Origin of the sequence: Brevundimonas vancanneytii (assembly GCF_901421975.1) — a bacterium.
Taxonomy (GTDB): Bacteria; Pseudomonadota; Alphaproteobacteria; order Caulobacterales; family Caulobacteraceae; genus Brevundimonas; species Brevundimonas diminuta.
Genome location: NZ_LR588407.1, coordinates 1,229,138 through 1,252,553, shown reverse-complemented (window position 1 = coordinate 1,252,553; position 23,416 = coordinate 1,229,138). Strand labels below are relative to the sequence as shown.

At 69.0% G+C, this 23,416-nt stretch carries 34 protein-coding genes; 12 read left to right on the top strand and 22 right to left on the bottom strand.

Going from position 1 to position 23,416, the window contains the following annotated elements; all coding sequences use genetic code 11:
- Position 1 precedes the first annotated feature (1 nt).
- The 21 genes from FGL25_RS06115 to FGL25_RS16810 form a co-directional block, all read right to left on the bottom strand.
- Positions 2 to 541, bottom strand: a complete 540-nt coding sequence (locus FGL25_RS06115; protein WP_138141238.1) for a hypothetical protein — start codon at positions 539 to 541, stop codon at positions 2 to 4.
- 48 nt (positions 542 to 589) lie between these two features.
- Complete coding sequence (locus FGL25_RS06110; RefSeq protein ID WP_138141237.1) at positions 590 to 2,722, bottom strand: hypothetical protein; 2,133 nt, start codon at positions 2,720 to 2,722, stop codon at positions 590 to 592.
- The gene (locus FGL25_RS06105) at positions 2,719 to 3,201 is read right to left on the bottom strand and encodes a hypothetical protein (protein WP_138141236.1); all 483 of its coding nucleotides are present in this window, start codon (positions 3,199 to 3,201) and stop codon (positions 2,719 to 2,721) included. Before FGL25_RS06105 ends, FGL25_RS06110 begins: the two co-directional genes overlap by 4 nt.
- Positions 3,202 to 3,204: 3 nt before the next feature.
- Complete coding sequence (locus FGL25_RS06100; protein ID WP_138141235.1) at positions 3,205 to 3,882, bottom strand: hypothetical protein; 678 nt, start codon at positions 3,880 to 3,882, stop codon at positions 3,205 to 3,207.
- A 76-nt stretch (positions 3,883 to 3,958) separates the two neighbouring features.
- A complete protein-coding gene (locus FGL25_RS06095) occupies positions 3,959 to 4,849 on the bottom strand; it encodes a phage capsid protein (RefSeq protein ID WP_138141234.1) in 891 nt (296 codons plus the stop codon).
- An 85-nt stretch (positions 4,850 to 4,934) separates the two neighbouring features.
- Entirely contained in the window at positions 4,935 to 5,666 is a 732-nt protein-coding gene (locus FGL25_RS06090) for a hypothetical protein (protein WP_138141233.1), read from the bottom strand.
- The gene (locus FGL25_RS06085; RefSeq protein ID WP_138141232.1) at positions 5,593 to 6,072 is read right to left on the bottom strand and encodes a hypothetical protein; all 480 of its coding nucleotides are present in this window, start codon (positions 6,070 to 6,072) and stop codon (positions 5,593 to 5,595) included. Before FGL25_RS06085 ends, FGL25_RS06090 begins: the two co-directional genes overlap by 74 nt.
- A complete protein-coding gene (locus FGL25_RS06080) occupies positions 6,072 to 7,637 on the bottom strand; it encodes a portal protein (protein ID WP_138141231.1) in 1,566 nt (521 codons plus the stop codon). The genes FGL25_RS06085 and FGL25_RS06080 overlap by 1 nt, the downstream gene beginning before the upstream one ends.
- Before the next feature lie 6 nt (positions 7,638 to 7,643).
- A complete protein-coding gene (locus tag FGL25_RS06075; protein ID WP_252970052.1) occupies positions 7,644 to 7,859 on the bottom strand; it encodes a hypothetical protein in 216 nt (71 codons plus the stop codon).
- Between the two features lies 1 nt (position 7,860).
- Positions 7,861 to 8,325: a hypothetical protein gene (locus tag FGL25_RS06070; protein ID WP_138141229.1), complete on the bottom strand. Its 465-nt coding sequence runs from the start codon at positions 8,323 to 8,325 to the stop codon at positions 7,861 to 7,863.
- Entirely contained in the window at positions 8,319 to 9,932 is a 1,614-nt protein-coding gene (locus FGL25_RS06065) for a hypothetical protein (protein ID WP_138141228.1), read from the bottom strand. The genes FGL25_RS06070 and FGL25_RS06065 overlap by 7 nt, the downstream gene beginning before the upstream one ends.
- 186 nt (positions 9,933 to 10,118) lie before the next feature.
- Positions 10,119 to 10,700 (bottom strand): hypothetical protein, encoded by a 582-nt coding sequence (locus tag FGL25_RS06060; RefSeq protein WP_138141227.1) that lies wholly within the window; start codon positions 10,698 to 10,700, stop codon positions 10,119 to 10,121.
- A 707-nt stretch (positions 10,701 to 11,407) separates the two neighbouring features.
- A complete protein-coding gene (locus tag FGL25_RS06055; protein ID WP_138141226.1) occupies positions 11,408 to 11,635 on the bottom strand; it encodes a hypothetical protein in 228 nt (75 codons plus the stop codon).
- A 59-nt stretch (positions 11,636 to 11,694) separates the two neighbouring features.
- On the bottom strand, positions 11,695 to 13,794 hold the full coding sequence (locus FGL25_RS06050) for a hypothetical protein (protein ID WP_138141225.1): 2,100 nt from the start codon (positions 13,792 to 13,794) through the stop codon (positions 11,695 to 11,697).
- On the bottom strand, positions 13,791 to 14,060 hold the full coding sequence (locus FGL25_RS06045; protein WP_138141224.1) for a hypothetical protein: 270 nt from the start codon (positions 14,058 to 14,060) through the stop codon (positions 13,791 to 13,793). The genes FGL25_RS06050 and FGL25_RS06045 overlap by 4 nt, the downstream gene beginning before the upstream one ends.
- Positions 14,057 to 15,202 carry a DUF7146 domain-containing protein gene (locus FGL25_RS06040; RefSeq protein WP_138141223.1) on the bottom strand — a complete coding sequence of 382 codons (1,146 nt, stop codon included), beginning with the start codon at positions 15,200 to 15,202 and terminating at the stop codon, positions 14,057 to 14,059. The genes FGL25_RS06045 and FGL25_RS06040 overlap by 4 nt, the downstream gene beginning before the upstream one ends.
- Entirely contained in the window at positions 15,199 to 15,516 is a 318-nt protein-coding gene (locus tag FGL25_RS06035) for a helix-turn-helix domain-containing protein (RefSeq protein ID WP_167493298.1), read from the bottom strand. The genes FGL25_RS06040 and FGL25_RS06035 overlap by 4 nt, the downstream gene beginning before the upstream one ends.
- Entirely contained in the window at positions 15,516 to 15,767 is a 252-nt protein-coding gene (locus tag FGL25_RS06030) for a hypothetical protein (protein WP_138141221.1), read from the bottom strand. The genes FGL25_RS06035 and FGL25_RS06030 overlap by 1 nt, the downstream gene beginning before the upstream one ends.
- Positions 15,767 to 16,471 (bottom strand): helix-turn-helix domain-containing protein, encoded by a 705-nt coding sequence (locus tag FGL25_RS06025; RefSeq protein ID WP_138141220.1) that lies wholly within the window; start codon positions 16,469 to 16,471, stop codon positions 15,767 to 15,769. The genes FGL25_RS06030 and FGL25_RS06025 overlap by 1 nt, the downstream gene beginning before the upstream one ends.
- 3 nt (positions 16,472 to 16,474) lie before the next feature.
- Positions 16,475 to 16,840: a hypothetical protein gene (locus FGL25_RS06020; RefSeq protein WP_167493297.1), complete on the bottom strand. Its 366-nt coding sequence runs from the start codon at positions 16,838 to 16,840 to the stop codon at positions 16,475 to 16,477.
- Positions 16,837 to 17,085, bottom strand: coding sequence for a hypothetical protein (locus FGL25_RS16810; protein WP_167493296.1), 249 nt, complete (start codon positions 17,083 to 17,085; stop codon positions 16,837 to 16,839). The genes FGL25_RS06020 and FGL25_RS16810 overlap by 4 nt, the downstream gene beginning before the upstream one ends.
- 99 nt (positions 17,086 to 17,184) lie before the next feature.
- Between FGL25_RS16810 and FGL25_RS16805 the strand changes: the two genes are divergently transcribed.
- Complete coding sequence (locus FGL25_RS16805) at positions 17,185 to 17,805, top strand: S24 family peptidase (RefSeq protein ID WP_167493295.1); 621 nt, start codon at positions 17,185 to 17,187, stop codon at positions 17,803 to 17,805.
- 6 nt (positions 17,806 to 17,811) lie between these two features.
- On the opposite strand, the gene FGL25_RS06010 is transcribed toward FGL25_RS16805, so the two are convergent.
- Positions 17,812 to 18,270 carry a hypothetical protein gene (locus FGL25_RS06010; RefSeq protein WP_138141217.1) on the bottom strand — a complete coding sequence of 153 codons (459 nt, stop codon included), beginning with the start codon at positions 18,268 to 18,270 and terminating at the stop codon, positions 17,812 to 17,814.
- A 132-nt stretch (positions 18,271 to 18,402) separates the two neighbouring features.
- Here FGL25_RS06010 and FGL25_RS06005 point away from each other — a divergent pair, with 132 nt between their 5' ends.
- From FGL25_RS06005 to FGL25_RS05955, 11 genes are all read left to right on the top strand, one after another.
- Complete coding sequence (locus FGL25_RS06005) at positions 18,403 to 18,603, top strand: hypothetical protein (protein ID WP_138141216.1); 201 nt, start codon at positions 18,403 to 18,405, stop codon at positions 18,601 to 18,603.
- Positions 18,600 to 18,806: a hypothetical protein gene (locus FGL25_RS06000; protein ID WP_138141215.1), complete on the top strand. Its 207-nt coding sequence runs from the start codon at positions 18,600 to 18,602 to the stop codon at positions 18,804 to 18,806. Before FGL25_RS06005 ends, FGL25_RS06000 begins: the two co-directional genes overlap by 4 nt.
- Complete coding sequence (locus FGL25_RS05995; RefSeq protein ID WP_138141214.1) at positions 18,803 to 19,027, top strand: hypothetical protein; 225 nt, start codon at positions 18,803 to 18,805, stop codon at positions 19,025 to 19,027. The genes FGL25_RS06000 and FGL25_RS05995 overlap by 4 nt, the downstream gene beginning before the upstream one ends.
- Positions 19,024 to 19,332 carry a hypothetical protein gene (locus FGL25_RS05990; protein ID WP_138141213.1) on the top strand — a complete coding sequence of 103 codons (309 nt, stop codon included), beginning with the start codon at positions 19,024 to 19,026 and terminating at the stop codon, positions 19,330 to 19,332. The genes FGL25_RS05995 and FGL25_RS05990 overlap by 4 nt, the downstream gene beginning before the upstream one ends.
- Entirely contained in the window at positions 19,329 to 20,153 is an 825-nt protein-coding gene (locus tag FGL25_RS05985) for a hypothetical protein (RefSeq protein ID WP_138141212.1), read from the top strand. The genes FGL25_RS05990 and FGL25_RS05985 overlap by 4 nt, the downstream gene beginning before the upstream one ends.
- Positions 20,143 to 20,331, top strand: a complete 189-nt coding sequence (locus FGL25_RS05980) for a hypothetical protein (protein ID WP_138141211.1) — start codon at positions 20,143 to 20,145, stop codon at positions 20,329 to 20,331. The genes FGL25_RS05985 and FGL25_RS05980 overlap by 11 nt, the downstream gene beginning before the upstream one ends.
- On the top strand, positions 20,331 to 20,633 hold the full coding sequence (locus FGL25_RS05975; RefSeq protein WP_138141210.1) for a hypothetical protein: 303 nt from the start codon (positions 20,331 to 20,333) through the stop codon (positions 20,631 to 20,633). The genes FGL25_RS05980 and FGL25_RS05975 overlap by 1 nt, the downstream gene beginning before the upstream one ends.
- Before the next feature lie 84 nt (positions 20,634 to 20,717).
- Positions 20,718 to 20,993 (top strand): hypothetical protein, encoded by a 276-nt coding sequence (locus tag FGL25_RS05970; RefSeq protein WP_138141209.1) that lies wholly within the window; start codon positions 20,718 to 20,720, stop codon positions 20,991 to 20,993.
- Positions 20,987 to 21,685 carry an SANT/Myb-like DNA-binding domain-containing protein gene (locus FGL25_RS05965; RefSeq protein WP_167493294.1) on the top strand — a complete coding sequence of 233 codons (699 nt, stop codon included), beginning with the start codon at positions 20,987 to 20,989 and terminating at the stop codon, positions 21,683 to 21,685. The genes FGL25_RS05970 and FGL25_RS05965 overlap by 7 nt, the downstream gene beginning before the upstream one ends.
- Entirely contained in the window at positions 21,682 to 21,912 is a 231-nt protein-coding gene (locus FGL25_RS05960; RefSeq protein ID WP_138141207.1) for a hypothetical protein, read from the top strand. Before FGL25_RS05965 ends, FGL25_RS05960 begins: the two co-directional genes overlap by 4 nt.
- A gap of 10 nt (positions 21,913 to 21,922) precedes the next feature.
- A complete protein-coding gene (locus FGL25_RS05955) occupies positions 21,923 to 23,272 on the top strand; it encodes a hypothetical protein (RefSeq protein WP_138141206.1) in 1,350 nt (449 codons plus the stop codon).
- Positions 23,273 to 23,416 lie beyond the last annotated feature (144 nt).

The following is a 23,416-nucleotide window of genomic DNA, read 5'->3' as shown; positions in this document are numbered from 1 at the left end:
CTCAACGCCCCCCGAAGATGGCCTGGCCGACTTCCATCCCCAGCTTCAGCGTGGCGCCGAACCGGGCGTTCTTGGCCGCCTCGCGCAGGTTCAGGGACCGGGCATAGCGCAGCCGGGCGTTGGTTTCAGCCGAGTTGCGGATGATGTTGCGCTCGCGGTCCGCCTCGGTCTGAGCCGCCTCGCGCGCCGCGATCACGCTGCCGGACCCGGCGTCGATCCCCATGGACGAAGCCGCCACCAATTGCTGGCCCACCAGGGCGTTATATTCGCTGTCGATGGCGCTGACCTTCTCGGACGCCTGGATGTATTCGCCGCGCGCCGCCATGGCCTCGTCGCGCGCGCTCTGGTCCATCGACGCCGCCTGCTGGCGCGCCCCGGCGTATTCCATCAGCGACCCGACCGCCGAAACGCCCCGGCTCATTCCGCCCAGCTGCTTGCCGCTCGGCCCTTCGCCGTCGCCGCCGCCCTTGCTCGCCAGGGCGGCCTTGCCCTTGCTGAACGCCGCCGAGGCGAAGCTCGCCGCCTTGCTGGAAAAGGCCATCACCGCCTTCATGCCGAACCTCCATCAGGCCCCGTTCGCCGGGCGCCGTCAGGACTGGACGGTGACAACCACCTCGCGGATCTCCAGCGGCCCAGGACGCGGCTGCTCCCAGTCGATCTGGGCGTCGTCCTGAAAGCCTGGGATCGGATAAACCCGCGTCCAGCCCTCGAACGCATCCTCGCCCGGCCCGTAGTCCAGCAACGCCGCCTGCGCGCCGACGCCGCCCCGCCGCTTCAGCTTGACCGGCCACAGTTTCTTGCCGGTCATGCCCAGCCTCAGGTTCGCTGTCGGCCCCAACCGCAAGGCCGCCTCGCCGACGCGCGCCTTCATCGACGCCCCGCCACGCGGATCCTGCTCCAGCACCATGGGCAACAGCCGGCCGCGCGGCACGAAGAGCAGACCCGCCTCGGCCGAACGCTCGGCAGGATAAGGCAAAGCCACCCGGCCGCCCTCAACCACGGCGTCGCCTTCATCCGCGCCATCAACGAACAGCGCCACCGTCCGCCCTTCCAGATGATCCAGACCGGAGATTTCGGTCGCAGGGCCGTCAATCCGAACGGAGGCGTCGAGCATATGGCTGTCGGCCAACACCTCCAGCCTGTGCCGCTCCACCCCGTCCGACGCACGGCGCACCCCGACATAGAGTTCTCCGGCCAGTTCGCCGCCCGCCTCCACAAAAGCGCCGTCTGTCGTCCAGGGCGCGAAGCCCAGCACATCCTGCGACAGGATCGCGGTCATGGCGGCCGCCGTGCCGTCTGCGCGGATCCACAAGGCCAGGTTAGGTTCGGAGGTGGAACGGTGACGCCGGAAGCCGCCCGCGACGATGCCCTTGGTCAGGTGCGGCGCATAGCTCGACAGGGGCGTGACGACATAGCTCTGAGCCCCATCGTCATAAGCGTAGTGGGACACCGTGTCGCCGCCGGCCTGGATGAACAGCGTGCCGCCCTCCATCTCCAGCAACGGCGTCGCCGGGGCTAGGCCCACGCTCGACGTGCGCGGAAAGGCGGGGGGCGGGGTGATCGGCTGGCTGGCGCAGAAGAACTCGGCGGATTGGCTGAACACCTGCAGATGGCGCCCTGCGAACAGGCTCAGGATCCGTGTCGATTGATCGGTAGCCAGATCGACGCTGATCGCCTTGTCGGCTTCGGCCCCTTTGATGTTCAGGTCGAAGAAGAAGCCGCTGCGGCTGGCCATGATGGTCTGCGGCCGCGAACGCGGCGCCGCTAACCACAACCGGCTGTCGAAGAAGACCCCGGCCGAGGGCCATCCGCGCGTGTCGCTGATGACCGGCTCGCCGCCCTCCTTGCCCTGCGTCACCGTCGCCGTGCGCACGATGCCCTTCTCGGAGATCAGCACCTGGGCGACGATCTCACCCACATCCTCATTCCGATTGCGCCCCTGATAGGCGATGCGCAGAACCTTGTCCGACGGGCTGGACACGCTGACGCCGTTCGCGCCCACGTTGTCCAGGGCGTTCATCGCCGACGCGACCGAGGCGGCCAGGACAGACATGGATGTGTTATAGGCGATGGCGTTGGTCGTCTGCCCCTCCAGCGTCAGATTGAAGGTCTCTCCGGCCGTGAAGTCAGCGAACGATAGCTGCTGAACCTCGCTGACGCCCCCCATCCGAGTGCCGTCGTAGTCGAACCTGGGAATGTTCTCGAACGCCTGCGGTCGGCTGTCCCATTCGCTGTGCGAGCCCTGGCGGGCGAAGCGATAGGGCGGCACGTCGGGATGAAAGGTCAGCAGGGTGTCCAGCATCTGCGCCCGCTTCACATCCGGCACGCGATCGGCGGTGTAGGGCGAGGCGATCGAAGCGACGCGCACGCCGCGCTGATAGACCTCGACATTGCCGTCAGTGGCGACAAGGCCATAGCGCTGCTCGCCGGTGTCGAAATCAAACGCCCAACGCCGGAACGGCGACAGCTCCGCCGTCTCGCGTCGGACCTCCAATCGCGTCAGGCGCATCACGGCCGCCCCGAGATCGACAGGCGCGGCCGGGTCGGCGTGCAGCCGCACGATCCGCCATCGGCGGGCCGCGACCTGCCGCCCGGGCGGCAGGGCCAGACGCCGGGTTCGCAACACCGAGCCCGCGTCACAACGGGCCGCCGTGACCCACTGCCCGGCTCCGTCCTGATACTGCAGCGCCATTTCCTTGGGCAGGGTGACAGGGACGCTCATTGTTCGATGATCTGCTGATGATATGGCGGATCCCACGGATATTGAGGCGGGATCGGGTCCGGCAGCGGGTCCAACTCGCCCCCGCCGCCGCCGCTCGGGGCCTTGATGAGAAAGTCGATCAGATCGACCATGCCGACCTCGACCGGCGCGCCGAAGTCGATCTCCACCACGACATAACCGCCGTTCGCGCCCAGCCCCGCCGTCGTCTCCATGCCGCCGCCGGTCAGCGCCTGGGCGGCCTCGCCGCCATTGGGCGCGCTCAGCATCTCAGGCGTCACCGCCACCGTCTCCAGCCGGTTGCGGATCAGATCGACGTGCTTCAGGCCCGGCCGACGACGGATGGGCCCCTCGGCCATCGGCAGCATGTTCAAGCAAAGCGCGAGCGACGAAGCATAGGCTTTCAGGTCGCGTCGCCCCACGGCCTGCGGCGACAGTTCGCCGCCGTTGAAGTTGGATTGTCTCAGGATCTCCTGCGGCATGGCTTAGCCCTGAACCTCCCAGCCGCGCCCGGCGAAGGGCGACCCGCCCGCCCAGCGCGCCTGAACCAGCGGCCCGGCGTCCACGCCCGCGATCAGCTGGCGCTGCGGCGCCAGCCGCGCGTCCTCGTTTCGGGCGCTGGCGTATAGCCCGCCCTCGCCGTTCTCGCCCGGCGTGCCCCATGCCTCGCTGCGCAGATCCCGCGCCTTGGTGGACAGTTGGCAGAAGTCGGCCAGGTCGGCCGCGAAAGCCGTCACCACCAACTGACGGAACCAGGCCGGCCATGTGTCTTCGCGGCGCATGGCGGTGTATTCGACGTAAAGCGGCGCCGTGTCGCTCCAGAAGAAGCCGCCGCTCTCCATCACATAAGGCCGCCCACGCGACGCCGCCGGATCGGCCGACACTCGCCAGTCATGCACGGCCCCGACCAGATCGCCCGGCTTGGCGAACTTGTGCTCGCACGGACGCGGCTCGTTCGGATCCGCCGCCGGATCGATGCGCGACAACAGCGCCACGGCGTTGGCGAAGGTCCAGCGATATTTCGACAGGATGAAATCGCGCTTGTGGGGATAGTTGACGAAGCAGAAGCCGCCCAGGGGGCTCTCCTCGTTCAGGGCGTCGATGCGATCCCCCGGCACCCGGTCGATGGCCAGATTGCAGATATCCAGATCGGTGAATGGCATGGCGGCCCCGCTAGAAAAAGAACGGCCCGCGCCCGGTCAGGAGCGCGGGCCAAGTCGGCTCAGGAGGAGCGGGGGATCAGGGAGCCGCGACCAAGCCGACGACCGGCGAGGGTGCGCGATACAGGCTGAAGTTCTTCTTCGAACGGATGCGCACGATGCCATTGGCCGAGCGCGCCGCCGCGCCGACCTGCAGCCAGTAACCGTTGATGTCGGTCAGCGACCCGCCGTCGCGTTCATCGATCTTGGTCAACTGGTCGTTGTAGGCCGACACCAGGGCCGAGCGGGCATAGACGAAGATATCCACGCCTTGGCCGTCAGCCGTCTGGGTCAGGCGCTCCGAGCGCCGCCAGTTCAGATCGTTCCACGGCATGTTGGCCTTGACGTCGTTCGACGCCATGAAGGGATCCAGGGCGAACTGGACCTTCTGGCGGAACGGGGTGACGATGGTCACGTCCTCGCCCTCGAACGCCTCATTGCCGCCCAGGATGGCGATCGCCTCGGCCACATCGTCCAGGGTCGCCACGTCGGCATAGGAGCCGATGGTGGTGATGTTTTCCATGGCGGACGAGCCGATCTGCTTCACGCCGTTGGCGGCGGCGCCGGCCAGGGCGCCGATGATGCAGTCGTCCTCGGCGCGGCGGATCGCCCCGGCGGCCGCCTTGCCGTATTCCACCGCCGTGGCGATCGAATACTTGTGCTTGTGCGGATCCCACAGGCCGAAGGCGATGAACTTCGGGTTCGCCTGGACTTCAATGAAGTCCTGGGCGGCGTTGGCCAGCACCAGGCGGGCGAAGTCGGGGCTGTCGTAGGCCTCGACCGCGCCCAAGCGCGGGAAATAAGCCTTGTCGCCGGTGAAGGTGGCGCCGCCCGAGACGGTATCGCCGAGGCGGGACTGCATCTGCTGATAGGCGTGATGCACCTCGGTCTCGAAGCGCGGGACGAACCATTCCTTGATGTTCGCGGTCATCGCGGGTCATTCCTTTGAAAGAGCCGGCGAGCCGCCGGGGTTAGAACATCAGGACGCTAGGGCCGCCCCGGACGGCGCAACGCGGTCAGCGTGCGCCCGGGTAGGCCTGCGCCCAGGCGGCGTTGGCCTCGGCGGTGAACTGGCGGTCGCGGCCGTATTTCGGGTCCTTCGCCATCTCCAGCGCCTTGGCTTTCAGCGCGTCCGCGCCATTGGGTTCCGCGCCGCTCGGCGTCGGGATCATTCCGTTCTGGCCCATGAGGCTCCTCATCTTCTCAATCAGTTTCACGCCGTTCGCCGTGGGCGACAGGCTCATCAGTTCGCCGAACATGCCGTCGTCGATCTCGCCGCGGCTTTTCAGGCTCTCGGCGAACAGCTCGACCTCGCGACGGCGACCCTCGGCGTTCTCCCCCAGCGAGGCCGCCTCGGCGGCCGGGTCGAACCCGCCGTCGAACAGCCCCGCCTCGGCCAGGGCGGCCGCGCCCTCCATCACGTCGTCCAGCCAGCCCTGGGGCTTGCCTTGGGCGTGGGCGAACTTCGACAGCTCGGCTACCAGCGGGTCGCCGTCGGTCAGGCCCAGCCGCTCGCGCGCGTCATCCGACAGGTTGACCGCATAGCCGTCAGCCGCCTCCGGCACCGCCGCCCGCGCGGCCGCCGCCGCCTCTTCCGGCGTGGGCTCCGGCGGCGTCTCGGGCGGCGTCTCAGGCGCGCCCTCTGCCGGCGGCGCGTTCGGATCGGCCGGCGGCTCACCGCCCGGCGACGAGGCCGCCGGGGTCCCAGGCGCCGGGCTGGGCGTAGGGTTCGGAGCTTGCTCGCTCATTCTCTTCGTTCCTCTTCTGAGCCTTGTGGATGTCCAGGTAGCGGACGACGCCCGCGAAGATGCTGTCCTGCCCCTGGCGCAGCTGGGCGTAGGCGTCGCGGGATCCGACCGGCAGGGTCACGTCCACCGGCGGCCGCAGCACCGTCATCCGCGCCAGGATCATCAGCCGCTTCTCGCCGTCCGAACCGCTGAAGGCCTCGGCGATCAGCCGCGCGTCCTCGGCCGCCAGCGTCATCGCCGCCAGCGTCTGCTCGTCCACGCGCGACCCGCCGCGCACCCAGTCGCACACCTCGTCCAGTAGACGCCGATCGGCCTGCACTGGCGCGATGGGCGGGTGCGACGCGCGCGGCTCCAGTACCTGATCCAGCAGGAACTCGGTCAGCCATTTCGGTTTCCACCAGCGCATCACGCCACCAGCTGCAGCGAAGGCTGACCGGCCGGGTCGCCCTCGGGCATGGGCGCGCCCGAGGCGGCCGCCTCGCCCAGCGCCTGCAGCATCTTCTCGCGATCGGCGGCGGGGCGGTTGATCCAGTTCGGCGCGCCCAACAGGCTCTGCAGCCGGTGCAGCTCTTCGACATTGGCGACGGCCATCATGCCCTCGCGGCCGAGGAACGCGTTCAGGATCTCCAGATAGTGGGCCACGCTCTCGACATCGGCCAGCGACTGCGACCGGGCCAGCGGGCCGGTGATCTTCACCTGCAGCACCAGCTGGTCGATCTTCAGCTCCTCGAAATCCATGCCGGGGATCTTCTTGCGGTCGGCGATGTCCAGCACCCGCGCCACCACATTGGGCACGAACTCATAGTTCAGGCTGCCGAACGCCGAGCCGGTGTCGAAGGCGAAGTCCCGCATCCGCTCCACGATCTCGGTCGGGCTGCGCACGCTGGCGCTCTCGGGCGGCAGCTGGCGGCTCAGGGTGTGCTGGGCGATCGACTGGCGCACGTCCGTCAGAGCCAGCTGGGCCAGATCCACGCGGCCGTTCATCTCCAGAGGCATGATCGACGATCCCATGGGGCCGCCGGTGCGCGCCACCCGGATCAGGCTGTGCGGCGCCACCCGCAGGGTGTCGGGGTTCACCACCCCGTCGTGCGCCACCATCAACGGCGGCGCTAGGGCGTAGGCCGCCGCCTTCAGGATCATCTCCACTGCCTTGTTCGCGGTCATGATGTCCGGCAGCGTCAGCATCAGCGGCCCGACGCCCCACGGGCTGTCCGGCGTCGTCCACCAGCGGAAGACGTTCCACGGATTGGTGCGGTTGATGAACTCGGCGACGATCTCGCCCGACCCGCCGCTTTCGCAGCACACCACGGCGTAGCGCCAGGCGGCGATCTCCACGTCGTAATAGCTGGCCTGCAGCATCATCACCGGATCGCGGCTCTCCTCGCGCACCTTGCGCGCGATCGCCTCGGGCCAACGGGCTTCCTTCCACAGACGCGGCAGCTGCCAGGCCGGATACGTCCGCTTCCAGTAGACGTTGTCGATCCGGCCGGACGGGCCTTCCTCGATCCCCAGCTGCCACGGCGGTACGGCGTGCCAGCGCATGATCTCGTTGTCGTCGCCTTCCAGCGCCAGCAGGGCGCCGGTGCCGATGCCCAGATCCGCGTAGCTTTCCTTGGACGCCTTGTGGAAGCCCGAGGCGTCCAGGATCCGGTGCGACACCGTGGTCGCCAGATCCAGCTGGCGGTTGACGCGCTCGCGATGCTCCTCGCCGACCAGAGGCCCGGCCTCCAGCTGATACCAGCGCTGCGACGGCGGGGTGACGTCCATCTGGACGCGGCCGGGGAACTTGTGGGCGCCCGTCAGGCCCGAGCTATCGAACAGCCCCTCGAAAATGGCGCCGCTCTTGGCGCGCGGATGACGCCACGGCATGGCGTACTGCAGCGCCCGCTCGATATAGGGCTGCATCGCCTTGCGCGCCTGAAAGGCGGCCTCGGCCCGTTCGTTGATTGTCTTGGCGTTCCAGGCGGCCACGGTCGATCAGCCCCCCAGCGTCGGGGCCAGACCGGCCTCATTGCCCTGCCAGCTCAGCTGTCGCCGTCCCGCGCCGCGCATCAGGCGGCCGGACGCCGCCCGTTCGGCGCGCACGCGCTGGCTCTCTTCCTCGGCGGCCCGGCGCTGCTCGGCCTGAGCCTTCTCGGCGTTGATCTGCGCCCACTTCTGGTCGCGCGTCCGGCCGCCGAAAAACGATTTCACCCTATTGGCCATGGGGCGGGCCTCCGAAGTTGCGGCGATAGACCTCGACCGGACCCAAGGGCGTCGCCTCCTCCCCTGACCGGATGAAGCCCGACCATGTGGCCAGCCGCGCCCCCGCAACGCGCTTCGCGCACGTCCCTTGGGCGACATACAGGCGGACCTCTTCGGTCCCCGATCCTTCCGCCACCCCCGTCAGCAGCGCCCCCAGTTGCGCCATCGCCCTGCGCAGGTTGGCGCGGAAAGCCGGCCCCACCGCCAGCCAGGCCTCGGCATGGTCCGCCTCGGGCCACAGCCCGGCCACGGCGATCAATCGCCCCTCGCCGTCGCGCAGGGTGAAGGCGGCGCCCTCGGACACCTGACGCGCCATCTCGCCGAACCTCTGGCGCGTGAACCGCCCGACCCGCCCGGCGTCGGTCAGCGTCTCCAGCATGTCGAACGCCGAGGCCTCGGCCACCGTCATCACCATGGCGACCAATCCGAGCTGTAGGACCCGCCGTTGCCGCCCTGCGGCCGCCCGGCCCCGCCCGGTGTCCACACCCCGCCCGGCGACTGGCTCCAGCCGTCGCCCTGCTGCGCCATCGCTTTGGGTCGGTGCGCATCATAGGCCTGGCCGGCCACGATCCCGGCGCGCCCTTGATCGCCCAGCAGGGCGTATTGCGCCGCCTCCATGGCGTGGGACGAGTTGGACTTCTGGACCCTCAGCCGCTTGGCCGGCTGTTTCGGGTCGCGGGCCTCCCAGCGGTAATCGCCGCCGAACCCGCGCCGCAGCCAGCGACAGGACGGGTTGATGGTCAGGTCCGGCCGCTGATCGTATTGATTGATCCGCAGCATGGGGATCCGCACCGCCTCATGCCGCAGCCCCAGCTCATTGGACGGCGCAGGCTGGATCGGGATATTCAGCTGGTTGCAGGCGATCTCGATGTCGGCGAACTCGCCCATCTCCCGGTCGGCGCCATAGAAGGCCGCCGGGTCGCCCCAGCCGATGCTGATCCGGCACCGGCGGAACCGGGGATGCAGCACGTCGCCCAGCGCCTGGGCGAACCGCTTCGGCCCGACCCCGTGCAGGATGCGCCGTCCGCGCGGGTCCAGCGGATCGGTCAGCACCACCTCGGCGTAGATGATCCGCCGCCCCATCCGGTCGCGGCCGCAGATGACCGCCGCCGGCGTCCCGCCGCCGTCGATCCCCAGGAACAGCTCGGAGCCCGGCTCCGGCTCCAGCTCGACCGGCGAGAACAGCCGCTCCAGGTCCACCTCGCCGAACACGGGCTCGCCCGCGACCGACGCGCCCCACTGGTTGCGGATCATCCGCCGCACATACCAGTCCGGCTGGCCTCGGGCCGAAACCTCGTAATAATCGGCGTCCAGGTTGGCCAGGTTCTCGGCCAGCGGATTGGTCACATAGGGCGGACCGCCCGGCAGGATCGCCGAGGGCTGGTCGAAAAACTCCGTGCCGTTCTCACGATGGCTGGGCGCCTGATCGACGCACAGATCGAACAGCGGATGGTCCGTGTCGGGCTTGTTGAACGTCACCCAGACGCCGCGCGACACGCGGGTTTCCTTGCGCCCGCCGCGCTTCACCCGCCCGGCGAGGAAGCTGATCGCCTCGAACGGCGTCGTATCCGCCTCGTCGACATAGGCGCCGTGCAGTTCCCAGCCGCGACAGGTCGCCTCGACCGTATGCGTCCCCAGCGCCCGCCACTCGACCCTCAGCCGGCACAGGCCGCCGCCCGGCGTCCCGTCCACGAACGGTGCCGGGAACTCCAGCTCATGCACCGCCGGGCGATCGTCCGAGCCGGTGTAGTGGCCGAAATCCTTCGGCACCCAGTCCAGCCACGTCTTCATCGTCGTGGCGTAGAGGTTGCGATAGTTGTCGCGCAGCACCCCGACCACGGCGGTCCTGACGCCGTTGCTGTCGGGCTTCTGCGTCATGGCCGTGAAGAACGGCTCGGCGACGCCCGCACCCACGGTCTTGCCAGATCCGATCGGGCCTGCCATCAAGCGGATGAAAGCGTTGCTCTCGTGGAACGCCTGCAGCTTCGCTCCGCCGGGAATGTATGTCCTGGCGTCGAACACGCCCTCTCTCCGAACCCGCACCCCGACCCTTGAGGCAGGTTGCAGGTTCGGCGACCCTCCAAATCGGCAACGCCGAATAGTGCGGGAACGCACCCACATAAGGGGTTGCCGCGCCGGGTTTGGGGGGAGGCCTCCTCTGGAGGGGGCGCTCCGCTAACGTCACGTTACCGGCAAACCTGTTTGAAATCAGTCGGCTAGATCGGCGTCCGACTTTTCCCGTCCGACTTGACCCAGCCGAACGGCCATCCCAGCGCCCACGGAAATCTCCGGAGCCTCCCCGCGCGCGGGACTTGAGACCCCTCCAGCACCCAGGTGGACGCCGCCGAAGTTCAGCGTCAGCGCCGCGCCGCCCTCGACCTGCACCGCCTGGGGAAGTTTCTGGGCGACGTAAGGCGCGACGGCCTCGGCCATGCGCAGCTGCAGCTTCACGATGTCCATCAGGGTGTCAGCATCGGGACTGGTGATCCCGATCGACTTGGCGAAGGCGGCCGGGGCCATGGAGTAGGCCTCCATCATGACCGCGAGCGGGTGGCGGTGCTGCTGGAGCAGCCAAGCCGTCACGGCCTCGGTCCGCCTGTTCTTCGATCCCTTAGGCCGTCCGGGCCTGCGCCCAGCCGAGGGCAGAGCGGCCGACAGAGGCGACGGCGCGTCCAGGGCGCCGGTCTCGCACGGCTCCAGCTCCTCGAACAGACCGGCCTGGACGATCTCGCCCATGTCGGCTTCGCCTTCCACCGCCTGGTCTAGAGCCGCCCGAACGCCGCCTGACATATCACCCTCATTGTTTATTCAGGCGCAGCATCGGCCAGGGCGGAGAGGCGCAACGCCGCCGCTGTTCCGGCTGTTCCGCCGCCTCTGCGCATGGCCGGAACAGGCTCAAACCCAAACGCCGCGCCTCTTTTAAAGGTCTGTTCCACCTGTTCCGGATGTTCCATCAAAATCATCATCGCGCGCGCGCGCACGCGAGGGCGTCACGCGAATAAGCGCGCGCATATGGAAACCGCCCGGAACAGCCGGAACAGCCGGAACAGCAAGCTAAGTTGTTGGAATATGGTGCTTTTCTTGTTCCGTCACGGACCGGAACAACCGGAACAGCCGGAACAGGCGAAGCGCAATCGCCTGAGCCGCGACCTTCCCCCCGCACCCCGTGGCAAGTCAAGCCCGCGCCTCGGGATTAAGCTTTGCGAGTTATTCTTAACGCTACGCCTGCCGCCCCGCCTTCTCTCTACCAAAGGGTCGGGGTGTGGGTGGGTGGGATGGATAAGGCCGCATCCCGCGCCACTGGCGGCCGCCGTCCTGTTCGATGCAAGGGTCAGGGGTTCGGGGTCGAGCGCGCACCGCGCGCCTGCGGCGCGCTGCGCTCGACAGCTTACGGAAGGTCAAAGGGTGTGCGGCCTGGTCGGCCGCACGGGTCGAGGCCCGCCAGCTGATCGCTGGCGGGCCCCTCCTTTATCTTCCTATGAAGGCCGAACGGCGGGTTAGCCTTGGTCGGGAACCGGCTTCGAGGTCCGCGTCCAGCGATAGCGGTTACTGGCCGCGTCTGCGCTGATGTGTGTCTGCTCGCTCGTCAGCAAGCCCAGTTGCGCCAAGAAATGGACATCAGCGCGGTCGCCGCTGGCTTCCAAATCTCCGATACTGAACTCGAACGGCGCGCGGTCGAGAATTGCCAACTGCTTCTCAGTCAGCGGGTCGTGTGTAGCGGCCATTATGGCCTCCCTATATGGTGAAGGCTGTTAGGTAGGGATACTTCGCACCGACCGCCACCCTAAGCCGCCCTCGCCACCTGGGTCTGGGCCTCGCCGTCCCCGGCCACGTCGATCACCTTGTCCAGCGCCAGCAGCGAACACTGCACCGACCGCCCGTCAACGCGCTGTTTGCGGTGATCCACCACGTCCTCGGGCGCGAACTTCAGCGCCGTCGCCCAGCCGCCCTGCACGGCGCCCACGCCCATGGCCCACAGCGACCGCTCGAACAGCTTGGCGACCTCGACGTGATTTGACGGCACGGCCAGGCACAGCCTGCCCTGCAGCGGCCCGCCCGTAGGCGTGCACAGCCCCAGCCCGGCCATCGCCAGCCGGTCGCGCGCCGCCATCGGCGTCGTCTCCATCACGTCGTCCTTGGGCCGATCGTCCAGCACGGCCGTCAGATATTCCCCGACCGAGCGATATTTGTTCTGGCGCCAGGCGTCCGGCTGGGCCTGCAACAGCCGGTCGATGCATTTCTCCCAGTTGGCCCGGTCGTCCTGGGTTTCATTCATGGTCGCGCGCGGCAGGTGTTTGGCCAGCGGGTCGATCTGCGCCGCCAGCGGCACCCCATCGTCCAGCACCAGGTGCGACGCCGCCAGCAGGGTGCCGAAGGTGTCGGCCGCCCGGCTATCATGGCCATGGCTCAACAACACGCCCCGCCACGCCGTCAGCACGTCCGGCCACTCATGCCAGCGATCGACGATCCGCCTCAGCATATGGCGGCCCAGTTCGTCGCCCAGCGCGGCCGACAGCTCGGGCGCCCTCGCGCTGGCGTCCGTCAGCTGCGACAGCATGGGCATGGCGATGCGGCTCAGCTCGGCGGGCTTCATGGGCGGCGGGTTGATGCCGGTGAACCCGAACGTCCCACGCGCCTGATAGTTGGTCGGCACGCCCTCGGCCCCTCCGCGCACCACGTTCTTGCCGTCCGAGGCGTATCGCGCCAGGCGCATCACCGCCGCCGCCCGCGCGTCGGCCGCGCTCTCGCCCTCCTGCTCGAACTCGTCGGCCCAGACGCCGATGGCCGCCAGCCCCAGCGACTGATAGATGCCCGGCCCCGACGGGTCGGCCAGATCCATCAGCCGATCGCCCAGCACCGCCTTGACCAGCGCCAGCAGCGACGACTTCCCCGACGCCTTGTCCCCGATCGGATAGATGGCCGGACGCCACCTCAGCGCCGCGCCCAGGAAGACGCAGACGACGTATCCCAGCACCAGGCGCGGATCCAGCTCGGGCCGCTTCCAGTTCCACGTCTTCATGGCCTTCAGCATCCATCGGCCGGGCGCCTTGGACCGATCATCGCCGTCCAACAGCCCCGCCTCAAAGAACAGGCTGGCCAGCTCGTCCGACATGGCGGCCGACGCCGGCGGCGACAGATCCACGTCCCGCGCATAGACGTGGCCTTCGACCTCGCCCAGATCCTGTTCGACGCCGCCGATCCACAGCCGCGATCCCAGATGCAGCACCAGCACGCCCCCGTCCGTCCGCCACGCCCCGCGCCCGCGCACCTTGCGCATCGGGTCGAACAGCCCCGTGCGCGCCACCAGCCGCCCGCACGCCCCGGTCAGGTGGCGCCGCACGTCCTCGTATTTGATGCGCAGCTCGCCGTTGGACGACTGCTTCCCATAGAAGGACCACAGATAGCCGATGGCGGGACCGAACAGATTGTCGATCTCGCCCTGCTGGTTCAGCTTTCCGGCCGACAGCTCCACGAACTCGTCGTTCGGGTCGAGGAAATACATATGCGACTTGCGCTTGCCCAGCGGCCGCACCGGCATGTGCGGCGGCAGGCCCAGGTCATCCGCCGCCCAGCTGAACCCCTGCACCAGACGCGCGGCGGCCTCGGCCCGCTTGGCCTTCTCCGACCGGTCCGTGGGCGTGGACACGTCCAGCAGGGCCGCCCGCGCCTCCATGAACGCCTCTTCGGACGTGACGGGTGCGATGGATCCATGCGCGAACGCCTCCTCGGCCGCCTCGGGATCCACCTCCGCATCGGGTTCGGGATCCAGCGGCTCAGGCTTCTGCGGCTCCACCCCGTCCAGCCGATCCAGGGCGCGCTTGCGCTTGCGTTCGGCCTCGGCCTGGGCGGCCTTGCGCGCCGCCTTTCTTTGATCGGGCGTCATGCCTGTTTACTCAGATAGGGGTGGTCAGGCCCATAGGCCTCAAGAATGTCGCGTCGCGTGACGCCGGCGGCCACGCCGCGCTCGATGGCGCAGACCTCGGCCACGGTCCGTCCGCTTCGCAGGTTGCTCAGGGCGCGCCGCGATCCCAGATTGGTCGGCGCATACATCAGCACCCGCCGCACCGGCGGCGGCAGCGCGTCATATTCCGCCCAGTAGAAAGGGTTTCGCCCCCTGAACTGATTGGAGCCGGGGATCAGGCGGCTCATGACCGCACCCCGCGCAGCATGTCGTTGAAGTCCTTGAACCCGCGGGCGGGCCAGCTCTCGAAAAACGGCAGATCCCGCGCCTCGGCCTTGGCCCTCAGTTCATCGACCTTGCGCGTCACCCCGTCGCGCACCCTGCGGCTGGGATCCCTGTCGCGGATTGCGATCACCGCCCGTGCGCTGTCGGCCGGGTCCACATGGGCGAAGTTGGCGCTGGCGCCCACGGCCGACACCCGCCATTCCGGCGTCAACAGCGCCACGGTGAAGGCGTCTTCGACCCCCTCGGCATAGGCGCATTCGTCTGTCAGCCCCTTTTTCACCGCCTCGCGCGGCGACAGCTTCGTCGCCCCCCGGCTGATCGGGATGAAGGCGCCGTGCCATCCGCGCGGCCAGATCTTCTTGACCGCCACATGCGGGTCCGCCTTCAGCTTCGACCGCCCGTCCGGCTCCAGAAAGATCCGATGCACCCCGCCGAACGACCCGTCGGGGAACAACAGCGCCGAAATCAGGCACGGCACCGTCCGGTCCGTCTCAACATGGCGCATGGCGTGGTGCGACCGCACCGCCCACGGCAACCGCTCCAGCCGGGTCAGGTCGATCCCCCGTTCCTCGGTCAGATAGGTCCACCCCGGCAGGCCCGGCGCCAGCGGCTTGGCTTCCAGGAACATCGCCTGCGCCCGCCGCCGATCCTTGGCCATGTTGTTCAGGGCCAGCGCCTGCGCCCGTTCGGTGTTGCGCTCCATCTCCTCGCGCGCGGCGCGCAGCTTGGCCGAATGCGCCGGATCCATATGGCTGGCGTCGCCGACGCCCAGGAACCGCTTGGCCCAGGTCAAGGCCTCGCGCTTGGACGCCCGGTCCACCCGGCCGAACTGGATATAGGCCACCAGATCCAGTGCATCGCCCCAGTCGCCGGTGGCGTATTCGTCCCATCGCCCCTGACGCTGCCCCGACAGCTGGATCACGAAAGATCCGGGATTGCGGTCGTTTCGCGTCGGGTTGCGCGGCAACAGCGCGCCCTGAACGATGGCGCCGGTCAGGCCCAGCGCCCGGCACACGCTGTCGATGCGATCCGCCAACATGGCCGAGATCTCGCGCACCGTGATCTCCAGCGGCCGTCCGACGTTCGGCCGGTTATCCCCGCTCATGCCGCCTTCTCCACCGCCTGGCGGATCGGGCCGGGATCGACGCCCAGCTGATAGCCCAGGCCCCACACGCACTGAACCGCGCCGGTCATGCCGACATCCTCCAGCGCCTGGCGCAGGCGGCACAGACGCACCTTCAGCCCCTCGCGGCTCGGCTCCACCCGCGAATGGCGATAGTCGTCACGCAGCAGCTCGTCATAGGTGACGATGGCGCCCTCGGCCTCGACCAACAGGCGCAGCAGCCGACCATGGCCCCGATGCAGCTCTAGCCACTGACCGGCCGCCACATCGAACCCCAACCTCTCCAGACGGCTCATCAATACCCCGCCCTCCCGTTGATCAGGCGCAGCAGCCACCGCACCTTCTGGCGCGTCATGTTCACGGCGCTGTCGCCGCATTTCGGCGTGCAGCTCAGGGTGATGCGATGCACCCCGCCGTCGCGGGCGAAGACCCGCACCGACAGGTGCTTGCCGCCCATCTCCACGGCCGTCGTCAGGCCCCAGGGCGTCAGCTCCTCGCGCACGATCTGCACCTGACGGCGCTCCACCTTGGTCAGGGACAGGGCCATCACCCGTCCTCCCCGGCCAGCTGCGCGGCGAACCGGCGCTGCGCGTCCCACAGGCTGTCGTCGGCTCCCTTGGCCCGGCGCAGGCGGCCGCGCTCGATCACCCGGCCGTCCACCACATCCTCGTCGCCGTCGCGGGCGCGCAGGTATCGCTCGGCCGCATTGTCCACGGCCTGCCGCGTCACGCCCAAAATCTGCGCCGTCGTCTCGGACGACACCCGGCCGACCGCGACGGCCAGCCCCATGGCCAGCGACCGCGCCGACTGTTCCGGGGTTGGGGCGCCGCCCGCCCCGCCGCGCGGCGCGGTCATCACCGCCGCCGGCGTCAGCCCGCGCTCGCCCGCCGCGAACCGCACGGCCGCGACCACCAGCCCCAGGTCCAGCAGGTCCATCACCGCGGCCTCGCCGCTCCTGCGGCTGACCTTGGCCGACGCGCCCTCCAGCCCGCTGCTGATCGCGAAGCGCGCCCGCGCCCGCTCCATCCAGCCGCGTCGCCGCTCGGCCTCGATCCAGTCGGCCAGATCCGGCCGCACCGTCTCGGGCTCGACCCCGGCGGCCCGCGCCAGCGCGAACAGGCTGTCGCGCGGCGCCCGCCGCATGCGCGAAATGCTGCTGGCGTGAACCCCCAGCCTGCGCGCCAGCGGTCGCACCCCGCCCGCCGCGTCGATGGCCGCCTGCATCCCGGCCTCACGCTCAAACGCCCCCATTGTTCAGCCCCCGATGTCTGCGCGCCGCGCCCACGCCGGGTCGAACAGGTCGCCCTCGCCTATTGCGGCGGCCGCCATGGCCACCGGATCAGGCTCGGGCGGCGTCAGTTCGCGCTCGACCTGCTCGGCGATCGTCAACAGGGTCGGGGCCAGCCCCGCCCTGTGGCTCGCATCGGCATGGACGAACCACAGACAGGCCCAGCGAAAGGTGTTGCACGCCGCCCGACCTGCGCCGATGGCGGGCGATGGGGCCTCGCGCATGGCCGTCGCCCGCTTCTCCAGCGACCGCACGTCGCCGCTCTCCACGGCCATGTGCGCCTCGGCGATCAGGCGGAACCAGCGCTGCAGGTTCAGATCGACGGGCGTCATGCCGCCGCTCCAAGCACGCGCACCCCGTCCGGCCACAGCAAGGACAGATCAATCTCCTCGCCGTCCGCCCGCGCGCCCTCAACCACAGCGGGAAGATGCTCGGGCGGGATCGGCGCAGACGCCGGGCGGCGCGTCAGCCATTTGTAGACCGCGCTCTCGCTGCGGCCGGTCCAATAGGCGATTTTGGTGGTGCCGATGCGCAGCACCTCCCGCTGAGCGGGGCTGTATTTGCCCTCGGGCGACATTTGACATATTCTCCAGACACAATGTCTGGACTGACAGCTCAGGTGATTTGCGATTCGCGTCAAGGACGCCGTTTGGACATTTCGTCCAAACTTGTGCGCATGTCCGACACACGCCGCCGCGCCGAGCCCGCCACCGCCGAACTCCGCACGCTGTTTGAGCGCATCTATGGAGCCGGCAAGACGAACGCCGACCTTGGCCGCCTGCTCGGCCTGGACGGCTCGCAAGTGACGCGCATCATCAAGGGACAGCGCCAGATCCAGCGCCACGAGTGGAACAGGATCGAGGAATGGCTGGGCGGCGAGATCCCGGAAAGCCATGAGGCGGGAGAGGTCGCCATCATGCCCGGCCTGGTGCCCCTATACGGCTGGGCGGGCGCGGCCAGCGCCGAGCGCCTCACCTTCGCGGAACAGAGCATGCTGGGCGCCGTCCCGCGCCATCCGAACCAGTTGAACGTCCGCGGCGCCTTCGCTCTTCGCGTGTCCGACGAGAGCATGTCGCCGCGCTATGAACCGGGTGAGACCGTCTATGTGGCGCCCAACCAGTGGCCCGCCCGCGAGCAGGACTGCATCCTCGTCACCAACGAGGGGTTCGGATACCTCAAACGGTTCGTTCGCCGCGCCGAAGGGATCGTCACCGTCCGCCAACTCAACCCGGACGAGGAGCTGACCTTCGCCGTCGGCGAGATCTCGGCCATGCACGCCGTCGTGGGGCGGGGCTGACGCGGATCAAGCCGCGAGGGCCGCAAACGCGCTTGTCGAGAACGCGGCGACATAGGCCACGGCGAGCGCCCCTGCCTCGATGAGCGCCCGCGTCACAAGGGGACCAAGCCCGTCATCGAGAACGTCGCCCCCCGCGTCTTCGTAAAGCGCCCGCTGGGCGCGCGCTAAACTAAAGCCCCAGAGGCCCAGAGCCGCAACAACGCCAGCCGCTAAGCCGCCCCAGCCCAGAACGAGCCAGAAGAGGGCCAGCTCGGCCGGAAGCAGCAACCGGCGAAGCGCCAGCGCGCCCCGCTGCCAATCGGCCAGGGCGGACACGGCGGCGCGGGCCTCCAGCGGCGCAACCCTGGCCGCGCAGCGCATCATCGCCATGTCCCGACGGCCGAGCCAGAGGGCTGCGCCGCCCAGGGCAAGCGCCAGGACTAGGTGCACCCCGCCCAACCCAAGCAACAAATCCGCCCGCCCCATCGCTCCCTCCGTCGAACATTATTAGGCGATCCGACCTATCCCACAGGCGCCAGTCGTCACGTATAGACACCTTGTCTTGACATAACGTCCGAACAGGATCTTGATGCCCTCCTCAGCTAACGGGAGGGCCTCATGGCCGATAGGACTTCTGACCCCGGCCGGACGGCCACCATCAGCTGCGCCGCAGGCGTCATCTGGATCTCTGCCGTCGACTGCGGCGTGCGCGCCGCCGGTCACGCTTACGACGGCGCCATGCTGGCGACCTTCGCCTACGCCCTGATGGCTGTGGCTCTGGGCTATCTCGGCGCCCTGACGTGGGGGGCGCGCCGTTGACCGCCCCCTTCTTCACCTACGCGCCCGACCCGGAAGCCACGCCGCCGGTCGAGTATCACCGCCTGGGCGAACCGGCCCTGCCGGTCGTGGTGTGGATGCGGCCGCGCCGCCGCCACGGCCGCGCCCTGCTGCTGACGCGCGCGGCCATCGCCGCCGTCGTCGTGGCCTTCGCCGTTGTCCAGGTCATGGGCGCCGCGTCGTGAGCGACGATCAGCACACCGCCGCCGTGCGCGACGCCGGGCTGACCGGCTGGAAAGCCGCCGTCCGCGCCCACCCCGAAGTCAACGGACGCAAGGTCTGCGTCCTGACCAGCCCCGACTTCAACCCCGTGACGGGCAAGGGGCGCAGCGTCGTCCGCCACGGCACCGACGAGGCCGACGCCTTCGCGCGCGCCCTCAAAGCCGCGAAAGGAAGCCTGCATTGAGCAACACAGCCGAAAAACTGCTGGCTCACACCAAGGCGCGGACGACCAAGCGCCACCTGGTCGAGGTCATTGAGCCCGACGCCAAAAACCCCGGCCGTTTCACCGTCGATTTCGCACTCAAGGCAGGCGTCTACGAGGCCGAAATCGCCGCCATCGAACTGCTGGCGATCGTTCAGGAGAACGCCGCACCCGGCGCCGCCTGCTGTGACGCCTGCGCCAAGCGGCTGAACCGGGTCAGCCAAGCCCTCTCCATCCTCACGGCCGCGCCCGGCGTCGCCCTCATCACTCAGGAGCAGGTTCATTGACCAGCAAACCCAACCGCACCCGCCCCCTGGACCGCGACGGCGACGGCCGCGACGGCGGCTCCCTGCCGGGCAACAAGACCGCGCCCATGGCGACGGCCGAGGGCGATCCCAACCGCCCGGACGACGGCCCGCCGAACGCGCAGCAGACGCCGCCGCCACCGCCGGACGCTACCGACGACCTAGCCGACGCCCGCACCATGCCCGGCGACAGCCCCGAGAAGCTGGAAGCCATCGAGCGCGAGACGGACGAAGCCAACGCCGCCGCCCGTGCCGCTGGAGGCGACGCCCTTGCCGCGATCGCTGAGGCCGAGCCGGATCTCGTCGCCCAGGTGATCGAGGACCACGCCGACGACGCCGACACCTTCACGGCCGAGGAAATGGAAGCCGCTGACCCTCACGCGCCCTGCAGCAACTGCGGAGACGCCAACCCTGTCGGCGTTCTTGAGGACGGCCTGTGCCCCCTGTGCGTGGAAGACGACGATGACCACGGCGACAGCCTGGCCCAGATGACCAACGACGCCAACGCCGAGGCGGCCCAGATCGCCGTCCGCGCGCGCGAGCTGCGCCTGCTGGTCGAGAGCCGCCGCCTCTACAAATCGGCCGAGGGTTACAGCGCCACCTACGGCGCCCCCTATGTCGACCAGGCGACGGTGGACGGCTGGATCGCCGCCGGTCTGGCCGAAAACGTGCCCACGGCCGGGATCTGCGGCGGGATCAAGCCCACCCACGAAGCCCGCCGCCACCTGGGCCAGCTGACGCTGAACCACTACGCGCCCGGCACGGTCGGCGCGGCGGGCGGGGAGACGTCTGATGCCGTATGAGCACAAGACAGAGTATCACCTGATCCCGCCCGGCTCGCACAGCGCCGAAGACTGGTTCGATGATCGCGACGAAGCCATCGCAGCGGCGGTCACGAACGGCGAGGGCTGGAAGGTCGAGCGCGTCATTTCCTACCTCGACGACAAGACTATGATCTGGCCGCACGACGAGGACGCCTGATGCTGCCCGCTGACGTTCTCGACCTGCGCGGCGTCGCCGACCGTCTGGGCGTCGGCTACCACTGGCTCCAGTCCAACTGGCGCACCCTCGACGGCTTCCCTCCGCCCTTTCTGGGCGGGGGGAAGGGCCAGCGCCCGCGCTGGGCCCTGCGCGCCGTCACCGACTTCATCAACGGCCGCCGCTGGGCCGCGCATGAGACGGCGCCCGTCGCCCCCTCGGCCGCCCGCCCAGTGGCGAACGACGCCGTTCCGGCCCCCCTGGCCGACCCCGCCGCCGCGCTCCTCGCGGCCGCCGGCGGCTGACGGCCGGGCCGCCCCGATGGCCGGCCGCCTCCTCCACCTGGCGCACCGCGCCTTCCTGTTCATCTGCCGCAAGGAGCGCATCCTGTGAAACCGCGCCTCGAACACAAGCTTAAGGATGGCCAAATCATTCGTGCGGAACTCAACGCCCGCCCTGGCCTGGCGCGCATCTTGTTGCCTGCCCGCGCAGATCAACTGGCTCGCCAAGAGCTACACGGCGACGCCGCCATGGGCATAGCAACAGAAACCGGGTCGCCCTTCTCGGGCTGGTGCCCCTACGCTGAAGCGCTGACATGGGCTCAAGAGCTTGTGGAGCAATGGCGGCGGCCGGTGCGTATCGTCGTGGCCGGGGATGCGTGGTGAAACGCGCCTTTGGAGCATCTTTCGATTACCCCAAGGCTGATCTGTCGACAGGAGAGTGGGTGCATCTTCCAAAATGGGAGGTTTACGTGCGCCCAGATGGCAGCCTCGCGAGCGCCAAGACCTTGCGCATCTTGGTGCCCTGCGCGGCCCACAGCGGTCGCATGCACGTCGCCATCGACAACGGCGTGAGGCGCACGACCGTCACGGTTGATCGCGCGCTAAGGGCCGCATTTGGGAATGAAGCCGCTCCAAAGCGACACCACGGCCGACTATGGACGCCCGAAGAGGAAAAGGCCTTAATGGACGCCAAGACCTGGGCTGATGCTTGCGCGGCGCTGCCTGATCGAACTCGCACACAGGTTCGCGACAAGGGCAAGCGCATGAATCTCTACAAACCCCGCGCCTGGCCGAAAAAGACGGTAGCGAAAAGCACCGGAGCCATGATGCGAGAGGCCATGGCGGCGGTGCCGCGCGGCGTCCCGCCCGATGAAAGGGCCGATCTGATTGCTGATCTGGTCACAATGCGTCTGGGCGGCCGACGCGAGCCTTTCTCCGCGCTGCTCAAGGAAGCCCGGCGCGAGCGCAACCGCATCATGGGCACATGGTCTGAACGATCACTTGACGCTCAGATCGGCGATCATGACGGCTTCACCCTCATGGACCGCCTCGATAGCAATGGAAGGGTTTGGTGATGGCCTCCCGCTTCACCATCCTCGACATCACGGTCGCCATCCAGAAGGACGACCGGGTCGAACACACCCAGCTGGCCGCCAGCTTCGACGTGATCACCACCCAGGACGCCGCCCGCCTCGTCGGTCGCCAGATCGGCGCAGGCCTCGGCGAGGCGCTGGCGTTACAACTTCAGCACGGCCAGTCGCTCGCGGCCTCACGGCTGGCGCCCCCGCCTAACGCCGGTTAACACTTCGCCCATGTCCAGAAAGCCCGCCCCTCCGACCGGCCTTCGCAACGGCCTGAAATGGCGCGACGGCCGCCCGCGCTGGGAGCCGTCGCCCGCCAACCGCGCCTGCGGCTTTGCCGGGGTGGACCTGCGCGACCATGCCGGGGCCTGGATGGACCGGGGCGCGGCGACCACGGCGGCCGACGCGCGCACCCTGTGGGCGCGCTTCGTGCGCGACGCCATGCGCGACGACGATCAGGGCGGCAAGGCGCGCACCATGCTGCGCGCCGCCATCGACCGCCTGCCGCCGATGCCCAGCGAACCCGTGGCCCGGCGCCAGCGCGAACTGGTGGCGGATCTGATCGAACGCGCCCGCGCCGTGCTTGAGGATCGCGAGCCCGGCGTGGCCGGCGCCCTGACGCGCGCGCCCCGCACCGGTCAGGCCATGGTCGAGGCCTACTTCGCCGACGCCGACGCCATGGCGCGGATCTCGGCCGAGACCCAGCGCGTCTACAGGACCCAGGCCAAGAAGTTCGCCGCGCGCTTCGGCGCCAGTCGGGTGGACGAAATCACCCTGCCCCAGATGCGGGCCTGGTATCTCGATCTGCAGAAACAGGTGTCGATCGCCACGGCCAACGTCGCCATCGGGGCCGCCGGGGCGATGTTCCAGTGGGCCATGTGGCAGGATCCGCAATGGCTGTCCGTCAGCCCGACGCTGGGCATAGGCCGCGATCAGGCGCTGGGCCGCCGCGTCTTCTGGACCGCCCAGGAGGAACTGGCCTTCATCCCCTGGTGCGACGCCAACGGCTATGCCGACGTGGCCGATGCGGTGACGGTCTGCCTGTGGACCGGCGCGCGTCAGATCGACGTAGCCAAGGCCTCGATCGCGGATCTCAGCCAGCCCACCTGGCGCTTCATCCCGCAGAAGACCCAGCGCAAGGGCCAGGAGGCCCTGCCGGGCTTGCTGGAGCCGATCAAGCGCCGCGTCGAACGGCGGGCGCAGGAGCTGGCCTATTCGTCCCTGCGCCACCTGGGCGATGCGCCCTTCCTGTGGGAGCCGTCCAAGAACCGCGCCCACACCTCGCCCAGCATCGGCGCCCGCTACAGGGAGGCCCGCGCGGCGGCCGTGGCGGCCAAGGCGATGGAGCCGGAGTTCGCCGGCAAGCGCCTGCAGGACACCCGCGACACCTGCGTCACCCGCCTGGCCGCCGCCGACGTGTCGCTGGAGCGCATCGCCAGCTGGGGCGGCTGGTCGGTCGAAACCGCCAAGGACATCCTGCGCGAACACTACCTGTCGCTGCTGGATGAGAGCGCCCTGGAAACGGCCGACAAGCTGCGCGCCTGGGCCATCAAACACGGCCTCGACCTCGCCGCCGCCTAGCACATCCCATGAACGAAAGTCGGACGTCCGACTTTCGTTCAAGTCGGAAACCGCCCCCAAAGTCGGACGCAGCCCAGCCAGCATCGGCAAAAAATAGCCGGGCGGTAACAGGGAGCATTAACCACGCGTTACCTATAAGCCGTC